The following is a 17,269-nucleotide window of genomic DNA, read 5'->3' on the forward strand; positions in this document are numbered from 1 at the left end:
GGGCGGAACGGTGCAGGACCGTTCAACGCGGTTTGCGTGGCCCCGGCGCGGAGTGACGCCCCTGCGTGGCGTCGACCTGGTCGATCCAGCCGGCCCGTGAGTCGGGAAACGCGTCGGCGTACGGCACATACGGCTTGATGTCGAGGATCGGGGTGCCGTCGAGCAGGTCCACCCCGCGCACCTGCAGCACGCCATCGCCCACCGCGACCAGTTCCACCGCCGACAGCCCGATGGCGTTCGGACGGTGCGGCGAACGCGTCGCCAGCACGCTGCGCTTGCCACCGCCACGCGGCGGTCGCACCTCGGCCTTCCAGCCTTCGCTGCGATGGAACGCGAACACCAGCCAGATCCGCTCGACGCCGGCCAGGTCGCGATAGGCTGCCGGCGGGAAGTCCGGCACGAACTCGATCCTTGCCTCGGCGGCTGCCAGCGTCTCGGTGCCGGCCACCACGGTGGATTGGTGTGGCGCGTCGATGCGACGTGCATAGGGCGAGCGCACGAAGGCAATCGGCTGGCAGGTCAGGACGCTGGAGGTATCGTGCGGGAGGCTCATTGAGGCATTATCGCTTGCCCGGCCGCGCGCCGGCTGCCTGGATCCTTCCCGCCGAGAACGCCATGAAATACCTCGTGATGATCTACTGCGACGACAGCCTGCTGGAGGCCTTGCCCGAAGGCGAGTTCGACAGCCGCATGCGGGGCTGTTTCGCCAAGGCCGACAGCTTGCGCGCGCAGGGGCAGTTGCTCGATTCGCAGCAGCTGGAGGCGCCGGCCGCCGCGCGCACCGTGCGGGTGCGCGAGGGCCGCACCAGCGTGGTCGACGGTCCGTTCGCCGAAACCAAGGAATATCTTGGCGGTTTCAACCTGATCGAGGCGGCCGACATGGACGAGGCGGTGCGCATCGCCTCGTCATTTCCGTGGGCACGCACGGGTGCCATCGAGATTCGCCCCGTGCGCGACATGAAGCTGGTGCGCCAGCGGGTGGGTGCGTGAGCATGCGCGATGACGATGATTTCGAGGACGATCCCGACTTCGACGACGAGGACGATTCGATCGAGGCCCGGGTGTGGCAACTGCTGCTGCTGATCAATCCCGGCGACGAGGACACCGCGTTGCTGCAGTTCACGGACTACCGCGAAGCGGTGGCGGAAGGCGATGAGGCCGAACCGCTCGAGCTGGTCTCGCGCGTGATCGACTGGCGCTCCGGTTTCATGGTGGCCGAGGACGATCTGCGCACGCTGGTGCAGGCGCTCGAAGAGCTCAGCGCGCGCTGGAACCTGTCGATCGATTGGGGCGGCGATGTCGACGACGAGGACTGGTTCGACGATGCCGATGCCGGCAGTCTGCTCGGCATCGCCTACGATCGGCTTGCCGAGGCGGGTTACACCCTGTGGACCTGCGAAACCGACAACGATGCGCATGCAGGCTGGATCACCCTGACGCGCGACAACGAACTGATGCGCGAGTTGGCCGGCGCGCTTGAGGTCAACTTGCGCCTGGCTTGCGACGCGGGTTGATGCGCTGGATGAAAAAGGGGCGGGCATGCTGCAATTGATCGGCTTCGATGGCGACGACACGCTGTGGCACAGCGAAGGCTATTACCGCGAGGCCAACGACGCCTTTGCGGCCATCATGGCGGGCTATGTCGATCTGGGCGACCAGCGGGTGGCCGACGCCATGCTGGCCACCGAGCAGCGCAACCTCGAGGTATTCGGCTATGGCGCCAAGGGCATGGCGCTGTCGATGGTGGAGACGGCGATCGCCATCAGCGACAGCCGGATCAGCGCCGCCGACATTCATCGCCTGGTCGAACTGGGCAAGAGCGTGCTGCAGCATCCCGTGGAGCTTCTGCCGGGCATCCGCGCGGCCGTCGAGGCGGTGGCGGCGAACCATCAGGTCGTGCTGATCACCAAGGGCGACCTGTCCCACCAGGAGAAGAAAGTCGCCGAGAGCGGCCTGGCCGATCTGTTCGGCCGGATCGAGATCGTGTCGGAGAAGAATGCCGCCACCTACCAGCGAGTGCTGACCGAGTTCGACCTGCCACCGGCGCAATTCGCGATGGTCGGCAATTCGCTGCGCTCGGACATGGAGCCGGTATTGCGGCTGGGTGGCTGGGGCATCCATATGCCTTACCACGTGACCTGGGCGCACGAACTGGAGAACGGCCTCGCCCAGGACGAGCAGCGCATGCTCACGGTGGAGGCGCCCGCGGCGATCCCCGCGGCGGTGGCGCAACTGGATGCGCAGTCGCGGCGCTGAGACGTCTGGCTCCGGCTTGACCAGGATCAGGGCTGACAGGTCGCACTGCGGCGATGATCGCCCGTTGGCAGCATCCGCCGCCAGGCAAACACCTTGCCCGCCCTCTTGCTCCGGAGAATTACCCGATGTTGTTTCACGTCAAGGATCTAGCTGCCGACACCGCCAACCTCGCCGCCGCGTTGCGCGCCCATGATGCCAACGCCCGGGTCGATCTCGATGCGGTGGCAGGGCAGATCAAGGTGACGGCACAGATGACATCCGACCAGATCGTCGGCGTCCTCGGCAATGCAGGCTATGAAGCCAGCCGCGTGTCGGAGCCGCGCCAGATCCACGTCAGCGGTGGCAGCACCTGCTGCGGCAGCTGCTCCTGAAGCCTTGACCGCTGTTCCCTTCCCCCGCGGCGCGGGGGAAGGTGCCGCAGGCGGATGGGGGCGCTCTTGCACCTCTCGGTCGCCACCTCAGTCAGCAAACCGCCCAAAACGTCAGGGCTTCGCGGTCTCCGATTCGACCACCATGTCCAGCACATAGGCGACGGATGACGCATCCGCGGGCGGGTTCTTGATCGTGTAGCGCTTCACGCGCAACACGTTGCGTACGCCCGGTTGATGCGTATAGCCCTCGATCTCCCCGTTCAGCGGCTGCCATTCGCCCGGCGTGCCGGCCTTGAGACCCTGCGCGTCGTAGTGGCGTTCGCGCACCTTCAGGCATTGCTTGTTCGGCATCAACGGATGGTTGCAGGGCACGGTTTCCGCGGCGACCTCGAGAAACTCCGTCTCACCCTTGCCGCCGTAGCTCGTCTCCGCCGTGGGCTGGCCGTTGAACTGCAAGCTGTCGCCATTCCCCGCGACCAGCGTGAGCCGTGGCGTGTCGCCATCGGTGTGCAAGGTCAGCGTCGGGCCATCGTGCAGGCGTTTGTCGATGGCGCCATCCAGCGCCATCACCGCCGGGTCGGGACAGGCCATCATGGTATGCACCATCGGGCCCACTTTCAGCGTTCCGTTCTCGACCTGATAGCTTCCGCCGAGGCGGTTGCAGGCGTTGCTGACGCTGAGGCGCCCCTCGCTGAAATCCAGTTGCAGCGGCTTGTCCGCGCGGGCGAACAAGGCATCGATACGATGACCGGACTTGTCGGTGGCCTCGGTGAGCTTCCAGTGGTACTGGCCGAGCACGACGTTCTGCTCTGGCGCCGCAGCCCTGGTCTGGTTCGTGCTGCTGGCTGCCGACGGGGGCGCGGCATCAGTCGACGGGGCTGGTGGCGTCGGTGAGCACGCGGCGATGGCCAATGGCAGCAAGGACAACAACAGGCGACGGTTCATCGACATTCTCCTTCGACTCACGGCAGGGCAACGAATGGCACCGAAAACGCCGGCACCAGGCCATCCCCGGGGAGGGAGCAGCCTAACCCGTGATGTCGCCACAAGGCGAATCCGCGCTGGTTCGTGCCCGGCCAGGGTCAGGGTGGTCGAGTCGGCCCGGCTTGCACGGCCTACACGGCAGCCAGCGCCTGATCGAGATCGGCGAGCAGATCGTCAATGTGCTCGATGCCGATCGACAGCCGCAACATGTCCTCACTGACTCCGGCGGCGGCAAGCTCGGCGGCATCCAGTTGCCGGTGCGTGGTCGAGGCGGGATGTGTGGCCAACGACTTGGTGTCGCCGATGTTGACCAGCCGGGTGAACAGTTTCAGCTGGTCCAGCACCCGGGCGCCGGCCGCGCGGGGTTCGTCGCCGCTGTTGCTGCGCACGCCGAAGGAGAGGATGCCCGAGGCCCGGCCGCCCATGTATTTCCGTACCAGCGCATGATCGGGATGATCGGCCAGACCGGCGTATTTCACCCAGGCCACCTTGGCGTGGCCCTGCAGGAACTTCGCGATCGCCAGCGCGTTGTCGCAGATGCGCTCCATGCGCAAACCCAGCGTGCTCATGCCCTGCAGGATCAGGAACGCGTTCATCGGCGAGATCGCCGCGCCGGTGTTGCGCAGCGGCACCACCCGTGCGCGGCCGATATAGGCGGCCGGACCCAGCGCCTCGGTGTAGACCACGCCGTGGTAGGACACGTCCGGCTCGTTCAACCGGCGGAAACGCTGCTTGTGCTCCGCCCACGGAAACTTGCCGCTGTCGATGATGGCACCGCCGATGCTGTTGCCGTGGCCACCCAGGTACTTGGTCAGGGCCTGCACCACGATGTCGGCACCGTGCTCGATCGGTCGGCACAGGTAAGGGCTCGGCACCGTGTTGTCCACGATCAGCGGAATGCCGTGTTCGTGGGCGATCGCGGCGAGTGCGCCGAAGTCCGTCACGTTGCCCAGCGGGTTGCCGATCGATTCGCAGAAAATCGCCTTGGTGCGGGCGTCGATCAGCGGGGCGAACGTCTCCGGACGACGCGCATCGGCAAAACGCACCTCCAGGCCCTGTTGTGGAAAGGTGTGCGCGAACAGGTTGTAGGTGCCGCCGTAGACGGTGGCTGCCGAGACGATGTTGTCGCCGGCCTCGGCGATGGTCTGGATCGCGTAGGTCACCGCGGCCATGCCCGAGGCCAGCGCCAGCGCACCGATGCCGCCTTCCAGCGCGGCAACGCGCTGCTCCAGCACGTCCTGGGTCGGGTTCATGATGCGCGTGTAGATGTTGCCCGGCACCTTCAGGTCGAACAGGTCGGCGCCGTGCTGGGCGTTGTCGAAGGCATAGGCCACCGTCTGGTAGATCGGCACGGCGGAAGAACGCGTGGTGGGGTCGGGCGTGTAGCCCGCGTGGACGGCGAGTGTCTCGATCTTCATGGATGATCCTGCGACGGGTGGCTACAAGGTGGCTGCGGCTCGATCCACGGGTGTCGGCAAGCCACACGTCGCATCTCCGCGACACATGCACGGTAATGCATCATCGTTCAGGCGTAAAGACGTAAAGACGTCCAAATGGAATGGATTGACGATTCCACCCGGTGGCGCCGCGGTGACGGAAGCCGCGCTTGGTCGCGTCAACCGGGCTCAGGCACTGGTGTCGGTGGCCTGGTCATCGTCGAAGCCGGTGTAGCCCTCGGCGAATATCGGGGTGCCGTCTTCTTCCAGTCCGAGCATGTCTTGCAGTGCCTTGGCTGCGGCCGCCTCGGCGACGGACTTGTCGCGGAAACTGCGGTTCTCGCAGATCGCGTAGTAGGTCGGAAACCCGTGTCTGCGCGGGGTGATGGCCAGCCATGCCGCGTAGCGCGAACCCTCGAGCGTGGCGCCCGAGCGTGCGAGATAGTCGTCGAATGCGCGTTCGGCCATGGTCGTCATCTTCGATCGGAAAGTGCGCAGTGTATCGCGCGCGTCGATTGCTTCATCATGGGCCATGCCTGCCGATTGCCTGCCCGTACCTCGTGTCGTACTCGACACCAATGTGTGCCTGGACCTGTTCCTGTTCAACGACCCCCAGTCCGCCGCCCTGCATGTGGCGATGCGCGAGGGTGTCATCCAGGCCGTGACCCGCGCCGATTGCCGCGCCGAGTGGCTGCGCGTGCTCGGGTACCCGCAGGTGCCGGTCAGCGACCAGGCGCGGCCGGCGGTCGAGGCGGCGTTCGACGCCCTGGTTCAGCAACTTCCCGACGAATTGGCGACGCCGGCCGCCCATATGCGGCTGCCCCGCTGCGCCGATCCGGACGACCAGATGTTTCTGGAACTGGCCCAGGCCTCCGGCGCACGCTGGCTGGTCAGCAAGGACAATGAACTGCTGAAGCTGGCGCCGCGCTGCGCGCGCGAGGGACTGTTCTGGATCGGCCTGCCGCAGGCGTGGTCGCGGCGCCGCAGCTGACGTTCGTGGCAGGGGCGATATGCTGGGCGCTGCCGTTCCCGACCGAGGCATCACCATGCTCAGCCCCTGCATCATCAACTGCCCATATTGCGGCGAATCGATCGAGATCCTGATCGACGCGTCGATTCCCAGCCAGCAATACATCGAGGATTGCCAGGTGTGCTGCCGGCCGATCACGCTGAGCGTGGAGATCGACGCGGATGGCGAGGCACAGGTGCGCGCCTCCGGCGAGAACGACGCCTGAGCGCGACCTGCTTTTTGTAGGAGCGCACCCTGTGCGCGATGCTCTTGGCTCTTGCAAATCCCGAATCCCGGTTTTCAACAGACGAACGTCTGGTCATCCCGAATCCACTAAAAGCCATCGCGCACAGGGTGCGCTCCTACAGGGCTCCGGTGACGCCGATGCCTTGCGCTTGCAGCGTGGCGCGGGTCGCCGCATCGCTGGCCGGCGTGACGGGGCGCGTCAGATCCCACAGCAGGTGGGCGCGAAAGCCCAGCGTCATCGCATCCTGCGCCGTCCACAGCACGCATACGTCGCGCGCCAGCCCGCACACGAATACCTCCAGCACGCCACGCTCGCGCAGCCAGCCGGCCAATCCCGTCGCCGGGCGATCGCCATGCGGGTCGTGGTTTTCGCGAAAGCCGCTGTAGGAGTCGACTGCCGGGTCGCTGCCCTTTCGGATCACCGCATCGAGCGCCGACCAGTCGATGTCCGGATGCAGTTGCGCGCCCGGCGTGCCCTGCACGCAATGATCCGGCCACAAGGTCTGCGGGTGGCCGTACAGGTCGATCTGCTCGAACGGCGCGTGTCCCGGATGGGAGCTGGCGAACGAGACGTGCCCGCCCGGATGCCAGTCCTGGGTGGCCACCACATGGCGGAACCGACGTTGGCGCAACAACTGATTGATGCCTTCGATGATCCCGTCGCCCTGGTGGCAGGCCAGCGCGCCGCCGGGCATGAAGTCGGGCTGGACATCGACGAGAACCAGGGCGGAGGTGGCGGAAGCGCGGTGACTCATGCAGACTGGTCCGAAGGGTGACGGGAAGCGGCAGTCTAGCGGGAGCTCGTCACGCCGCGCGATTCGTCGCGAACTCTCGGGGGAGAGCACAGTGCACTACGATCAGTCGTGGATGGGTAGCGGTATCGTCGGCGGCCTTGAGGCCGGAGCCATTTCGTTGGTGGTCGCGCTGCTGCTGTTTCTGCTGCTGCACCGGCTGGGACACCGGCATGGCTGGTCCCACGCGCACAAGATCGGTTGGTCGTTCCTGTTGGCCAGCGTGCTGACCGTCAGCGGCGATCTGTGGGACATGATCTACCTCAACTACAGCAACCTGCAGTCGCCGTCCCTGCTCACCGCCGTACTGGCGGATATCCACGACCCGGAACATCTTGGCATGCGCGTGCTGTGCGAGCTGCTCGGCGTGGCCTTGGGCGTCTATCTCGGCTGGGTGCTCGGCGGTGGCTATCGCGTCGACCGCAAAGGGCCGCCGCACGCATAGCCCGTCGTGACTCCCAGATTTCCCACGCTTGCTTGATCGGGCCCTCGCACGGTCGGGACGCAAGCCCCTCGGCACCATCAAAGCAGCGGATCGAACAGTCGCGCCACATGCATGGCCACCCGGCGCAGGTACGGCGCGTCGTGATATTCGCGGGCAGTCACGGCGCGCGAGTGCGAGAAATCTTCCAGAAGCATGGCCTCCATCTGGCGTGCGAAACTGTCGTCGACCACCATGACGCCGGCCTCGAAGTTGAGCCGGAATGAGCGGCTGTCCAGATTCATGCTGCCGATGGCCGCACAGTCGTGGTCGATCAAAAGAGCTTTCTGATGCAGAAAGCCGGGCTGGTAGCGATAGACCTGAATGCCGGCGCGCTGCGCATGGTGGGCGTGCAGGGACGAGGCCAGAAAAACGGTGTGGTGGTCCGGCCGCGAGGGGATCAGGATGCGCACGTCGACACCCCGCAGCACGGCCAGCTGCAGCGCCGACCGCACCGCGGTGTCGGGAACGAAGTAGGGCGTGCTCAGCCACACCCGTTTGCTTGCGGCGTTGATCGCGGCGGTGAAGTAGAGCGAGCCGGTCTCCATCCGGTCGGCCGGGCCGGAAGCTACCACCAGAGCATTGGCCTTGCCCTCGCCTGGCGGCGAAGGCAGCAACGGCAGCAACTGGCCGGTGATCCATCGCCAGTCGTCGGCAAACATCTTCTGCAGGTCGGCCACGACCGGCCCGCACACTTCCAGCATGGTGTCGCGCCATGGCGCCAGCGGCGGCTTCAGGCCCAGGTACTCATCGCCCACGTTGAGACCGCCGACGAAACCGCGCGTGCCATCGACCACCACGATCTTGCGGTGGTTGCGGAAGTTCAGCTGGAAGCGGTTGCGCCAGCGATGGGTGGCAAAGCGATGGATTTCCACGCCGCCGGCGCGCAAGGTCTCGACGTATCCCTGCGGCAACGCGTGGCTTCCCACGCCGTCGAACAAGACGCACACCCGCACTCCTGCGGCGGCACGTTGCAGCAGCATCTGCTGCAGGCGCCGACCCAGCTGATCGTCATGAATGACAAAAAACTGGACCAGCAGGCATTGCTCGGCTGCGGCCATGGCCGTGAACATGGATTCGAACGCCGCTTCGCCGCCCACCAGCAAGCGCAGCCGGTGGCCGCCTCGAAAAGGTCGTTGCTGCAGCGCACTGATCGCGGCATAGCGCCCGCATGCCGGCTCGACGGCCAGGTTGGCGAGCGATTCCGGAGCCGGCTGCGGAGTCGATATCGGGTGTCCCACGTGGTAGCCCAGAAATCGGCTGGAGCCCAGATACAGATAAGGCAGCAAGGTCACGTAAGGCAGCAACAGCAGACCCAGCGTCCAGGCCACCGCCCCCTGCGGCGTGCGCGCATGGGTCACCGCATGCATGGCCGCGAGCACCCCGAGCAGATGCAATGCAGCGATGCAGATGGTCAGTACCGTGGCATTCATCGCGTTACATGGTGGCTCGAAGGTGGCTTGATCTCGCTCCATGGCCGCGGGCGGACCGGCGAACAGCGAGTGGATGTCGGGTCGCGTGAACGCGTGTCAGCATAGCGCCGGCGCCGGCGGCGATGTCATTGCCGCCCCGCCGTGCGCGGTGCTGCCCTGGGTTCGGAAGCGTCAGATGCCGAGGCGGCCAGCCGCGGCAGGTTGCCGGGCATGCGCGGTCCAGATGCCTGACGGCGCATCCTGCTCGTAGGCGAGGTAGCGATCCAGCGCGCCGCCGTAGACGTGCAGCGTGAGCGCGGTTTCGTGCTGCGACAGGTTGCGGCAGCGATGCACGTGGTTGGGGTCACCTTCGAACCAGGTGCCATCGCCCGGCCCGAGCCAGTCGCGGCCAAGTTCACGCAGCTTGCCGGAGTCCGGCTCGCGCATCCAGGACTGCACTTCCAGGGCGCCGACCAGGGTCAGTTCCAGTCCCCACAAGCCGGCATGGTCATGCACCGGGGTGCGGTGGTTGGGTGGCCATGCCATCACCATGACGCTAAGCGGCGGCTTGTTCCGCTGAACCAGCAGCCAGCGCTGGAGATCGCGTCCCTGCCCACGCAGCCGGGTCAGGCGTGCGGCCAGCGCGGCACCGTCCTGATGCACGACCTGCCCCAGATCGCGTGCCATGGAGGCGAGATCGGGCTGCGCCACATTGGCCTGCTCCAGTGCGATCGCACGCAGCGTTTTCAATGTGTGTCGGGGCTTGCCCATGCGACTTTCCGGCAAGGGAAAAGGGCGCCAGTGGAGCATGCCGATGGTTAAGGCTGCGTAAGTCACTGGCGCCGGCATGAGGGTGTTTGATGCTGCAGCGCAAGGCGACAGACAGCCCGCCGACAGCATTCACCGGCGGGCTGTCACGCGTGCGCGGATCAGCCGCGCAGGTCGAATGTCACCGGCACCGTGGCCCAGGCCCGCACCGCGTGGCCATTCACGGTGGCGGGCTGGAAGCGCCAGTGGGCGAGCACCTGTTCACGCGCGCTGCGGTCCAGCACGGTGTGGCCGCTGCCTTGCGCCACGCTGACCTGCAGCGGCTTGCCGGTCTCATCCACCAACACCCGCAATACGACCGTGCCTTGCAGTTGCTGGCGCAGTGCCGCGATCGGGTACTTCAGCGGGTTTACCTGGTAGGCGAGACTGGCCTCGATCGGTGCCGTCGTCATCGTGGCGGTGGGGCCGGACGGCAGCACCGTGGTGTCGCTCGCCGACGGTGCGGCGAGCTGCCCTTCCGGATTGGACAGGCTCACCGGCGCGCTGATGGGCGTGGGGTGCGGTACGACCTGCGGCGTGGTCGGCGCCTGGGGCAGAGGCTTGAGTTCCACCGGTGGCGGCGCCACTGGCAGTGGCGGCGGGGTGATCAGGCGAATATGGGCCACCGGCTGAAGCGGATGGAACAGTCCGAAATGCGGCGGGGAAACCGGCCGCGTGGCAATCATGATCACGGCAAGGTTGAGGGCGATCGCGACACTGAGGGCAGCGATTCGGGCGGGTTCGGGATGAGCGCGATGAGCAAGGGCCAGGCTAGCGGACGACATGGGCGACCTCCTGACAGCAGTGGGGTTGTGGCGGCAGTCACGCGGCTTGCGCCGGGGGATCGTGCTGTCGCGATTGCAGCCTATGCCCTTGCGGCGCCGCTGCGCAAGTGGACGGCTGGACGGCCATATGCTGGCTCCCCGGCACCTGGTGGTCGTCAATCGCTGCGGATTTCGCGCCAGATGGTGCATCTGCGGGGTACTGCTGCGACAATCGGGCCGCGGCAGCGAGCCGACATGTTGGGAGCGATGACGATGCGCATGGGCAAATGGGGCGGATGGCTGGTGTTGGCTGCGGCGGGTTTGATGCCGGTGTCGGCGGCGCATGCGGGCGACATTTCCTGCAAGATGACGTTCAACCTGGCTGGCTGGTCGATTTTCTACAAGACCGCCAGCGGCAGCGGTACGGTTCGATGCAGCAACGGCCAGAGCCTGCACGTGAAGCTGCGCGCGAAGGGTGGCGGTCTGACCTTCGGCAAAACGAAGATCACCAACGGCATCGGCAAATTCACCGGTGTCAGCAATGTGCGCGACGTGCTCGGCCACTACGCCAATGCCGTCGCGCATGCCGGAGCCCAGCGCTCGGCGGATGCGCAGGTGCTGACCAAGGGCAATGTCTCGCTGGCGCTCAGCGGCAAGGGTGAAGGCTGGAATCTTGGCGTGGCCTTCGGTGCGTTCATCATCGAACAGTAACGCCGCAATTGTTTTCATGGCGGCGTGACGCTGCGCCGCCATGGGCAAGCGTCTGCCCAGCCACCAAGGCAGAGGAAAGCGTTATCGGTGTTTCCCTGCCAGGAGTACGTTGATGTCCGTCTCATCCAGCGCGGTGCTCCCGCGCTACAGCTTCGGCGACGAGCTTGCCAGCAGCGTCATCCACGGCATCGGCATCGTGCTCAGCATTGCCGGACTGGCGACGCTGGTGGCGTTCGCGGCGCTGAACGGCAATGCGCTCGCGGTGGTTGCCTGCGCCGTGTTCGGTGCGTCGCTGGTGTTGCTCTATACGGCCTCCACGCTGTACCACTCGATCTCCGCGGCGGCGGCCAAGCCGACGTTGCGCGCGCTTGACCATATCGCGATCTACGTGTTGATCGCCGGTACCTACACGCCGTTCACCCTGATCGCCATGCCTGGTGCCTGGGGCTGGAGCCTGTTTGCCGCGGTATGGACGCTGGCGCTGATCGGCAGTGCGCTGGAGCTGGGTCTGCTCAAGCGCTACCACAAGCTGGCGGTCCTGCTTTACGTGGGCATGGGCTGGATCGGCATGGTCGCGTTCGAGCCGCTCAGCGAGCATCTGCAAACTGGCGGCACCGCGCTGCTGCTGGCGGGCGGGCTGGCGTACACGCTGGGCGTGCCGTTCTACCTGTGGCGCAAGCTGCCGTATCACCACGCCCTGTGGCATGTGTTCGTGCTTGCCGGCAGCGTGCTGCATTTTCTCGCGGTGCTGCTGTACGTGCTGCCCGGACCGGCGCACTGATCCGCGCGAGCTCAGCCAAACAGCATGGCCACGCCGAACAGGCCGACCATCAGGAACGACAACACCAGCTTCAGCAAGGTGCCCAGCAGCAGGCCGAGCCAGGTGCCGATACCGACATGGGCGGATCGCAGCACGCTGTTGCCCGAGGCCAGTTCGCCGACGAGGGCACCGATGAAGGGGCCGAGCAGCAGTCCCGGAATGCCGAAAAACATGCCGACGACGGTGCCGATGGTTGCGCCCCACAGCGCGCCCGAGCTGGCGCCCACACGCTTGGCGCCCAGCGCACCGGCCACGAAATCCACCAGTACGCCGATCACGCCGATCGCGCCGATGATCAGCAACCACCACAGGCCGAGGTGGCGGTAGCCATCCACGGCGGCCGCCAGCCAGATCCCGCCGAATACCATTGGTATGCCCGGCAGCACCGGCAGCACCGAACCCGCCAGGCCGCCAAGCATCAGCAAGCCGGCGAGGATGTACAAAGCGATATCGAGCATGGGGGTTCCGGTCAATGAGTATCCCGCTGAAAATCCGGTAGGAGCCGCGCTTGCCGGCAATCCTGTTGCGATTCCCGATTCCCGATTCCCGGCGAAGAGTACCGTCCGCGGGCGGGGTCCTACCGCTCCACGAAGGCGCGCTCGATCACGTAGTCGCCGGGCTCGCGCGTGCGCGGCGAGGCCTGGAAACCGCGGCCATCGAGCAGCGCGCACAAATCGTCCAGCATTGCCGGGCTGCCGCACAACATCAGGCGGTCGGTGGCCGGGTTCAACGGTGGCAGGCCGGTGGCTGCGCTCATCACGCCATCGACGATCGAATCGGTGATGCGGCCGCGGTGCCGGAATGGCTCGCGCGTCACGGTCGGGTAATAGATCAGCTTCTCGCGCACCAGTTCGCCGAGATACTCGTGCTGCGGCAGCTCGTGCTCCAGGTACTCGGCGTAAGCGAGGTCATCGATGCGGCGCACACCATGGGCCAACACGATCTTGTCGAAGCGTTCGTAGGTGTGCGGGTCGCGGATGATGCTCATGAAAGGCGCCAGGCCGGTGCCCGTGCCCAGCAGGTACAGGTGGCGGCCGGGCTTGAGGTCATTGAGCACCAGGGTGCCGGTCGGCTTGCGCGTGACGATCAACGGATCGCCCGGTTGCAGGTGCTGCAGTCGCGAAGTGAGCGGGCCGTTGGCGACCTTGATCGAGAAGAACTCCAGGTGCTCCTCCCAGCTTGCGCTGGCGATCGAGTAGGCGCGCATCAGCGGGCGCGCCTCGGTCTCCAGGCCGATCATCACGAACTGACCGCTGTCGAACCGGAATCCGGGGTCCCGCGTGGTGCGGAAGGAGAACAGGCTGTCGTTCCAGTGCTGCACGTCGATCACGTGCTCGGTTGCCATTGCCACCATGGGGGTATGTCTCGAGAGTTTCCGGTTTCGCGCTTGAACCTTGAACGCGGGTGCCGCAGGGCAACGCGTCGCAACCGCGGCGTTTGAACAGCGCAGCGTGGCTGGTTGATCAATCGCCAAGCATACGCCATCGGCCGATTCCCGCGAAGGGCGCTGGCAGGCTCCCATGGGGCTGGCCGCGCAGTCGCGAGGTTTTGTGATGGAGTGCTGTTTTCGCGTCAGTGCGCCGATGTATGAAGTCAGTGTAGGTTGCCGCCTACATCCCGGCCGGTCATCGGCCTGCAGTCGGGACTTCCTTGTCCTACAGCGCCTTTGTGACATACAGTTGTACTGTAGCTTCGGTTCGATGCATCGCAGCATGGTCGAACCGGGAAGGAAGCCAGGGGGATTCCTCGGTGCGCCGGTTGAGGCGTGACGGAGTTCTTGTTGGTGACTTCAGGGGTGAATCATGCCGATCATGCTCGGCAAATCCCAGGCAATCGAAGCGGTGCGGGTACAACTGCAGCGTTACGCCGCTTGCGATGTGCAAGTCCTGATCGAAGGCGAGACCGGCACCGGCAAGGAAGTCGCCGCGCGCGAGATCCACTACGCCAGCGCAAGGCGGGATCTCCCGTTTGTACCGGTCAATTGCGGCGCCATTCCCGACAGCCTGTTCGAGAACGAACTGTTCGGTCATGATCGCGGGGCCTTCACCGACGCTAAGATCGCGCAGGCAGGCCTGGTCGACCACGCGCGCGGTGGGACGCTTTTCCTGGACGAGGTGGATGCTCTGTCGAGCAAGGGCCAGGTAGCCTTGCTGAGGTTCCTGCAGGATAGCGAGTACCGGCCCGTCGGCAGCGGCGCCACACGAACGTCGGATGCCCGCATCATCGCGGCCACCAACGCCTGCCTTGCGCGGCAAGTGGAGGCCGGTCGCTTCCGCCGCGACCTGCAGTACCGGTTGAACGCCCTGTATCTGGAGCTTCCTCCGCTGCGTGCACGCAATGGCGACATCCAGTTGCTGGCCGACTATTTCCTGTGTTCGGTGGCAACCCGCTTGCGCGGCCCGACCAAGCACTGGGGCGACGCCGCCATCCAGGCATTGAATGCGTATGCGTGGCCTGGAAATGTGCGTGAGCTGGACAACATTGCCCTGCGTGCCTATGTGTCGACCGAGGCCGACGTGATCAGCCTCGGCGACCTGGCGGCGGTCGAACCGGCGTTTGGTGATCCGCAGCCGGTGCCCCGCCGCCGCGCGAACGAGCCGGAGATGGGTTTCAGCGCAGCCAAGAGTCGCGCGATCCATCAATTCGAGCGCGACTATCTTTCGCAACTGATGCGGCGTGCGCACGGCAACGTCAGTGCCGCCGCACGCCTGTCCGGAACCGAGCGGCGCCAATTGGGCAAACTGCTGGTCAAACACGGCATCGAAGCGAAGCCTTTCCGCCCGCAATAGGCGGTTTGCCGCGATGAACGCAACTGGGTGAAACGACACCCATGCCGCGAGTGAAGCGGGTCAGTGCTGCCCCACCACGGCGTCCACGTTCGCCCCAGGTCTCTTGCCGCAAGCCATTTCGCTGAGCGCTGCGGATGGCACGCTTGTTGCGAGCCCGGTCTGCATTCATCGCATGACGCGATGTGTGCAGGTTGGGACACGCGGGTCCGGCCCGGACACGGAGATGGCCACGAAGAGCTGCAGGGCAACGCTCGCCAATCAGCAACGTCGATGTCCATCCACGCGATGTCCATCAGGCGAAATGGCAGGAGGAGACTGCCGCCGAGCTGGCGCACGGGCGTGCAGGGAAATCGAGTGAGTGGGTTGTCGAGGTAGCAGATCGGTCTACCGGAGAAGTCTCGGAAATGTCTCTGCAGTCAATCGGAACGGGGAAACCAGCTGACTGCAATCTTGCCGAACCGGCGCAGCCTTTATGGCACCAGTTCAGAGGGTGAGCCATGACAAAGAATTCGGGCGGTGACGCGCTCAGCAACGAAGATGGTGAAGTCGAAAAGTCGGTGCTTGCCTATCTGGACGGCCATCCGGAAGCGGCGGACACGCTGCAGGGCATCGTCAACTGGTGGCTTCCGCAACAGCGCTACGAAAGTGATTGCCAGCGCATCGAACAGACGCTTGGCGCGTTGGTGGCAAGGGGCAAGCTGCAGCGCAGCTCTCTGCCCGGAGGTGAGGTTCTTTACGCACGACGAAAGCATCCGACGTCGCCACGGCAGCACTGACCTTGGCGCAAGTTTCCACCTAGGGAGGATCGACTCATGCCATCTGCGCTCACCTATCCGGGCGTCTACATCGAGGAAATTCCCAGCGGCGTGCACACCATTACCGGAGTGGCCACGTCGATCGCGGCGTTCGCCGGCTGGGCACCGCGCGGTCCGACCGATCATGCCGGGCGTGTACTCGGCTTCGTCGACTTTGCCCGCACCTATGGCGGCATCGACAGCCGCAGCGTGCTCGGCTACGCGGTCAACCAGTTCTTTGCCAACGGTGGCCAGCAGGCCTACATCGTGCGGCTGGTCGACGGCGCCAGTGCCAAAGCGGCCAAGGTGACTCTCGATGGCAAGCTGCTGGTCACGGCCGCCAACGAGGGCCTGTGGGCCAACGATTTCGCGATCGTGATCAAGCAATCCACGTTCGATCCGAGCTGTTTCCGCCTGACCGTGGCGAACTGGCAACTCGATCCGACCGGCGTGGCGGTGGAAGTGTTCGACAACCTGTCGATGGATCCTGCCAATGCCCGATTCGTCACCAGCGTGCTGGCCGACCAGTCCGCCTACGTCACCGCCGCGGTGTTGGGCGGGGCTACCGATCCGCCGGCGAATACCTTCTCCGGCGCGCCCGGCAACATCCCCGATGCGGCCAAACTCATCAATGGGGCGGACGGGAGTTTGATGGCGCCAAACGATCCAGCGTTCGAGACCGCGCTGACGCCGGTATCCGGCAGCGGTGGCGTGTACCAGCTCGACCGTGTCGACCTGTTCAACCTGCTGTGCGTGCCCGGTGAAACCGGCGCCGGCGTGATCTCCACGTTGCAGGCGTTCTGCCGCAAGCGGCGCGCGTTCCTGATCGCCGACAGTGTCGACGGCGCCACGGTCAATGGGCTGCAGAACGGGCCGGGCGGGATCACCGGCAACGACGCGATCAACGCGGCATTCTATTTTCCCTGGGTTACCGCCGCCGATCCCCTGCAGCAGAATCGTCCGCGCGCGTTCCCGCCCAGTGGTTTCGTGGCCGGCGTGTTTGCCCGCACCGATGCGGCGCGCGGCGTGTGGAAGGCACCCGCAGGAAGTGAAGCCAGCCTCACCGGCGCCCTGGGTGTCAGCACCGTGCTGACCAACGACGAGAACGGCGTGCTCAACCCGCTGGCGATCAACTGCATCCGCAACTTTCCCGCCTACGGCACCGTGATCTGGGGCGCGCGCACGCTGCAGGGCAACGATGAGCGCGGCTCGGAGTGGAAGTACGTGCCGGTGCGCCGCACCGCCCTGTTCATCGAGGAGAGCCTGTATCGGGGCACCCAGTGGGTGGTGTTCGAACCGAACGACGAACCGTTGTGGGCACAGATCCGGCTCAACATCGGCGCCTTCATGCACAACCTGTTCCGCCAGGGTGCGTTCCAGGGCAATACGCCGAGCGACGCCTACTTCGTGAAGTGCGACAAGGAAACCACCACGCAGAACGACATCAATCTCGGCATCGTCAACATCGTGGTCGGTTTCGCGCCGCTCAAGCCCGCCGAATTCGTGGTCATCCAGCTGCAGCAGATGGCCGGCCAGATCCAGTCCTGAGAGCCTGTTCATGACCTCCACGTGGCTCGCCTTGCCGCTGACTGGCCACC

The 17,269-nt window shown here is 65.6% G+C and carries 22 protein-coding genes; 12 read left to right on the forward strand and 10 right to left on the reverse strand.

Annotation, left to right across the window (positions count from 1 at the left end):
- Nucleotides 1–22: 22 nt before the first annotated feature.
- Nucleotides 23–553 carry a tRNA (N6-threonylcarbamoyladenosine(37)-N6)-methyltransferase TrmO gene (gene tsaA, locus AC0L58_RS01990; protein WP_473686158.1) on the reverse strand — a complete coding sequence of 177 codons (531 nt, stop codon included), beginning with the start codon at nucleotides 551–553 and terminating at the stop codon, nucleotides 23–25.
- A 62-nt stretch (nucleotides 554–615) separates the two neighbouring features.
- Between tsaA and AC0L58_RS01995 the strand changes: the two genes are divergently transcribed.
- The 4 genes from AC0L58_RS01995 (at nucleotide 616) to AC0L58_RS02010 (ending at nucleotide 2,627) form a co-directional block, all read left to right on the forward strand.
- Nucleotides 616–990, forward strand: a complete 375-nt coding sequence (locus AC0L58_RS01995; RefSeq protein ID WP_473686160.1) for a YciI family protein — start codon at nucleotides 616–618, stop codon at nucleotides 988–990.
- A 2-nt stretch (nucleotides 991–992) separates the two neighbouring features.
- Nucleotides 993–1,514 (forward strand): DUF6630 family protein, encoded by a 522-nt coding sequence (locus tag AC0L58_RS02000; RefSeq protein WP_473686162.1) that lies wholly within the window; start codon nucleotides 993–995, stop codon nucleotides 1,512–1,514.
- 25 nt (nucleotides 1,515–1,539) lie between these two features.
- A complete protein-coding gene (locus tag AC0L58_RS02005; protein ID WP_473686164.1) occupies nucleotides 1,540–2,256 on the forward strand; it encodes an HAD family hydrolase in 717 nt (238 codons plus the stop codon).
- Between the two features lie 125 nt (nucleotides 2,257–2,381).
- A complete protein-coding gene (locus AC0L58_RS02010; protein ID WP_473686166.1) occupies nucleotides 2,382–2,627 on the forward strand; it encodes a hypothetical protein in 246 nt (81 codons plus the stop codon).
- Nucleotides 2,628–2,738: 111 nt separating this feature from the next.
- Here the strand turns inward: AC0L58_RS02010 and AC0L58_RS02015 are convergent, their stop codons facing one another.
- The 3 genes from AC0L58_RS02015 to AC0L58_RS02025 form a co-directional block, all read right to left on the reverse strand.
- A complete protein-coding gene (locus AC0L58_RS02015) occupies nucleotides 2,739–3,572 on the reverse strand; it encodes a DUF4377 domain-containing protein (protein WP_473686168.1) in 834 nt (277 codons plus the stop codon).
- A 170-nt stretch (nucleotides 3,573–3,742) separates the two neighbouring features.
- Nucleotides 3,743–5,029, reverse strand: a complete 1,287-nt coding sequence (locus AC0L58_RS02020; protein WP_473686170.1) for an O-acetylhomoserine aminocarboxypropyltransferase/cysteine synthase family protein — start codon at nucleotides 5,027–5,029, stop codon at nucleotides 3,743–3,745.
- A 207-nt stretch (nucleotides 5,030–5,236) separates the two neighbouring features.
- A complete protein-coding gene (locus AC0L58_RS02025; RefSeq protein WP_473686172.1) occupies nucleotides 5,237–5,515 on the reverse strand; it encodes a hypothetical protein in 279 nt (92 codons plus the stop codon).
- 64 nt (nucleotides 5,516–5,579) lie between these two features.
- On the opposite strand from AC0L58_RS02025, the gene AC0L58_RS02030 reads away from it, so the two are divergent.
- Nucleotides 5,580–6,038 (forward strand): putative toxin-antitoxin system toxin component, PIN family, encoded by a 459-nt coding sequence (locus tag AC0L58_RS02030; protein WP_473686174.1) that lies wholly within the window; start codon nucleotides 5,580–5,582, stop codon nucleotides 6,036–6,038.
- A gap of 55 nt (nucleotides 6,039–6,093) precedes the next feature.
- Entirely contained in the window at nucleotides 6,094–6,282 is a 189-nt protein-coding gene (locus AC0L58_RS02035) for a CPXCG motif-containing cysteine-rich protein (RefSeq protein ID WP_473686176.1), read from the forward strand.
- 136 nt (nucleotides 6,283–6,418) lie between these two features.
- Here the strand turns inward: AC0L58_RS02035 and pncA are convergent, their stop codons facing one another.
- A complete protein-coding gene (gene pncA / locus AC0L58_RS02040) occupies nucleotides 6,419–7,057 on the reverse strand; it encodes a bifunctional nicotinamidase/pyrazinamidase (RefSeq protein WP_473686178.1) in 639 nt (212 codons plus the stop codon).
- 91 nt (nucleotides 7,058–7,148) lie between these two features.
- Here pncA and AC0L58_RS02045 point away from each other — a divergent pair, with 91 nt between their 5' ends.
- Nucleotides 7,149–7,538 carry a hypothetical protein gene (locus AC0L58_RS02045; protein ID WP_473686180.1) on the forward strand — a complete coding sequence of 130 codons (390 nt, stop codon included), beginning with the start codon at nucleotides 7,149–7,151 and terminating at the stop codon, nucleotides 7,536–7,538.
- A 77-nt stretch (nucleotides 7,539–7,615) separates the two neighbouring features.
- On the opposite strand, the gene cls is transcribed toward AC0L58_RS02045, so the two are convergent.
- The 3 genes from cls to AC0L58_RS02060 form a co-directional block, all read right to left on the reverse strand.
- Complete coding sequence (cls, locus tag AC0L58_RS02050) at nucleotides 7,616–9,007, reverse strand: cardiolipin synthase (RefSeq protein WP_473688526.1); 1,392 nt, start codon at nucleotides 9,005–9,007, stop codon at nucleotides 7,616–7,618.
- Between the two features lie 171 nt (nucleotides 9,008–9,178).
- Nucleotides 9,179–9,757, reverse strand: a complete 579-nt coding sequence (locus tag AC0L58_RS02055; protein WP_473686182.1) for a cysteine dioxygenase — start codon at nucleotides 9,755–9,757, stop codon at nucleotides 9,179–9,181.
- Between the two features lie 158 nt (nucleotides 9,758–9,915).
- Entirely contained in the window at nucleotides 9,916–10,419 is a 504-nt protein-coding gene (locus AC0L58_RS02060; protein ID WP_473686184.1) for an energy transducer TonB, read from the reverse strand.
- Between the two features lie 411 nt (nucleotides 10,420–10,830).
- Here AC0L58_RS02060 and AC0L58_RS02065 point away from each other — a divergent pair, with 411 nt between their 5' ends.
- Complete coding sequence (locus AC0L58_RS02065; RefSeq protein ID WP_473688528.1) at nucleotides 10,831–11,268, forward strand: hypothetical protein; 438 nt, start codon at nucleotides 10,831–10,833, stop codon at nucleotides 11,266–11,268.
- 112 nt (nucleotides 11,269–11,380) lie between these two features.
- On the forward strand, nucleotides 11,381–12,049 hold the full coding sequence (gene trhA / locus AC0L58_RS02070) for a PAQR family membrane homeostasis protein TrhA (protein ID WP_473686186.1): 669 nt from the start codon (nucleotides 11,381–11,383) through the stop codon (nucleotides 12,047–12,049).
- A gap of 11 nt (nucleotides 12,050–12,060) precedes the next feature.
- Here the strand turns inward: trhA and AC0L58_RS02075 are convergent, their stop codons facing one another.
- The gene (locus AC0L58_RS02075) at nucleotides 12,061–12,546 is read right to left on the reverse strand and encodes a DUF456 domain-containing protein (protein ID WP_473686188.1); all 486 of its coding nucleotides are present in this window, start codon (nucleotides 12,544–12,546) and stop codon (nucleotides 12,061–12,063) included.
- 119 nt (nucleotides 12,547–12,665) lie between these two features.
- A complete protein-coding gene (locus AC0L58_RS02080; RefSeq protein ID WP_473686190.1) occupies nucleotides 12,666–13,442 on the reverse strand; it encodes a ferredoxin--NADP reductase in 777 nt (258 codons plus the stop codon).
- A gap of 448 nt (nucleotides 13,443–13,890) precedes the next feature.
- On the opposite strand from AC0L58_RS02080, the gene AC0L58_RS02085 reads away from it, so the two are divergent.
- The 3 genes from AC0L58_RS02085 (at nucleotide 13,891) to AC0L58_RS02095 (ending at nucleotide 17,219) form a co-directional block, all read left to right on the forward strand.
- A complete protein-coding gene (locus tag AC0L58_RS02085) occupies nucleotides 13,891–14,877 on the forward strand; it encodes a sigma 54-interacting transcriptional regulator (protein ID WP_473686192.1) in 987 nt (328 codons plus the stop codon).
- 497 nt (nucleotides 14,878–15,374) lie between these two features.
- Entirely contained in the window at nucleotides 15,375–15,653 is a 279-nt protein-coding gene (locus AC0L58_RS02090) for a hypothetical protein (RefSeq protein ID WP_473686194.1), read from the forward strand.
- A gap of 36 nt (nucleotides 15,654–15,689) precedes the next feature.
- Nucleotides 15,690–17,219 carry a phage tail sheath family protein gene (locus AC0L58_RS02095; RefSeq protein WP_473686196.1) on the forward strand — a complete coding sequence of 510 codons (1,530 nt, stop codon included), beginning with the start codon at nucleotides 15,690–15,692 and terminating at the stop codon, nucleotides 17,217–17,219.
- Nucleotides 17,220–17,269 lie beyond the last annotated feature (50 nt).

This window comes from Rhodanobacter sp. G2-10, from assembly GCF_055809185.1.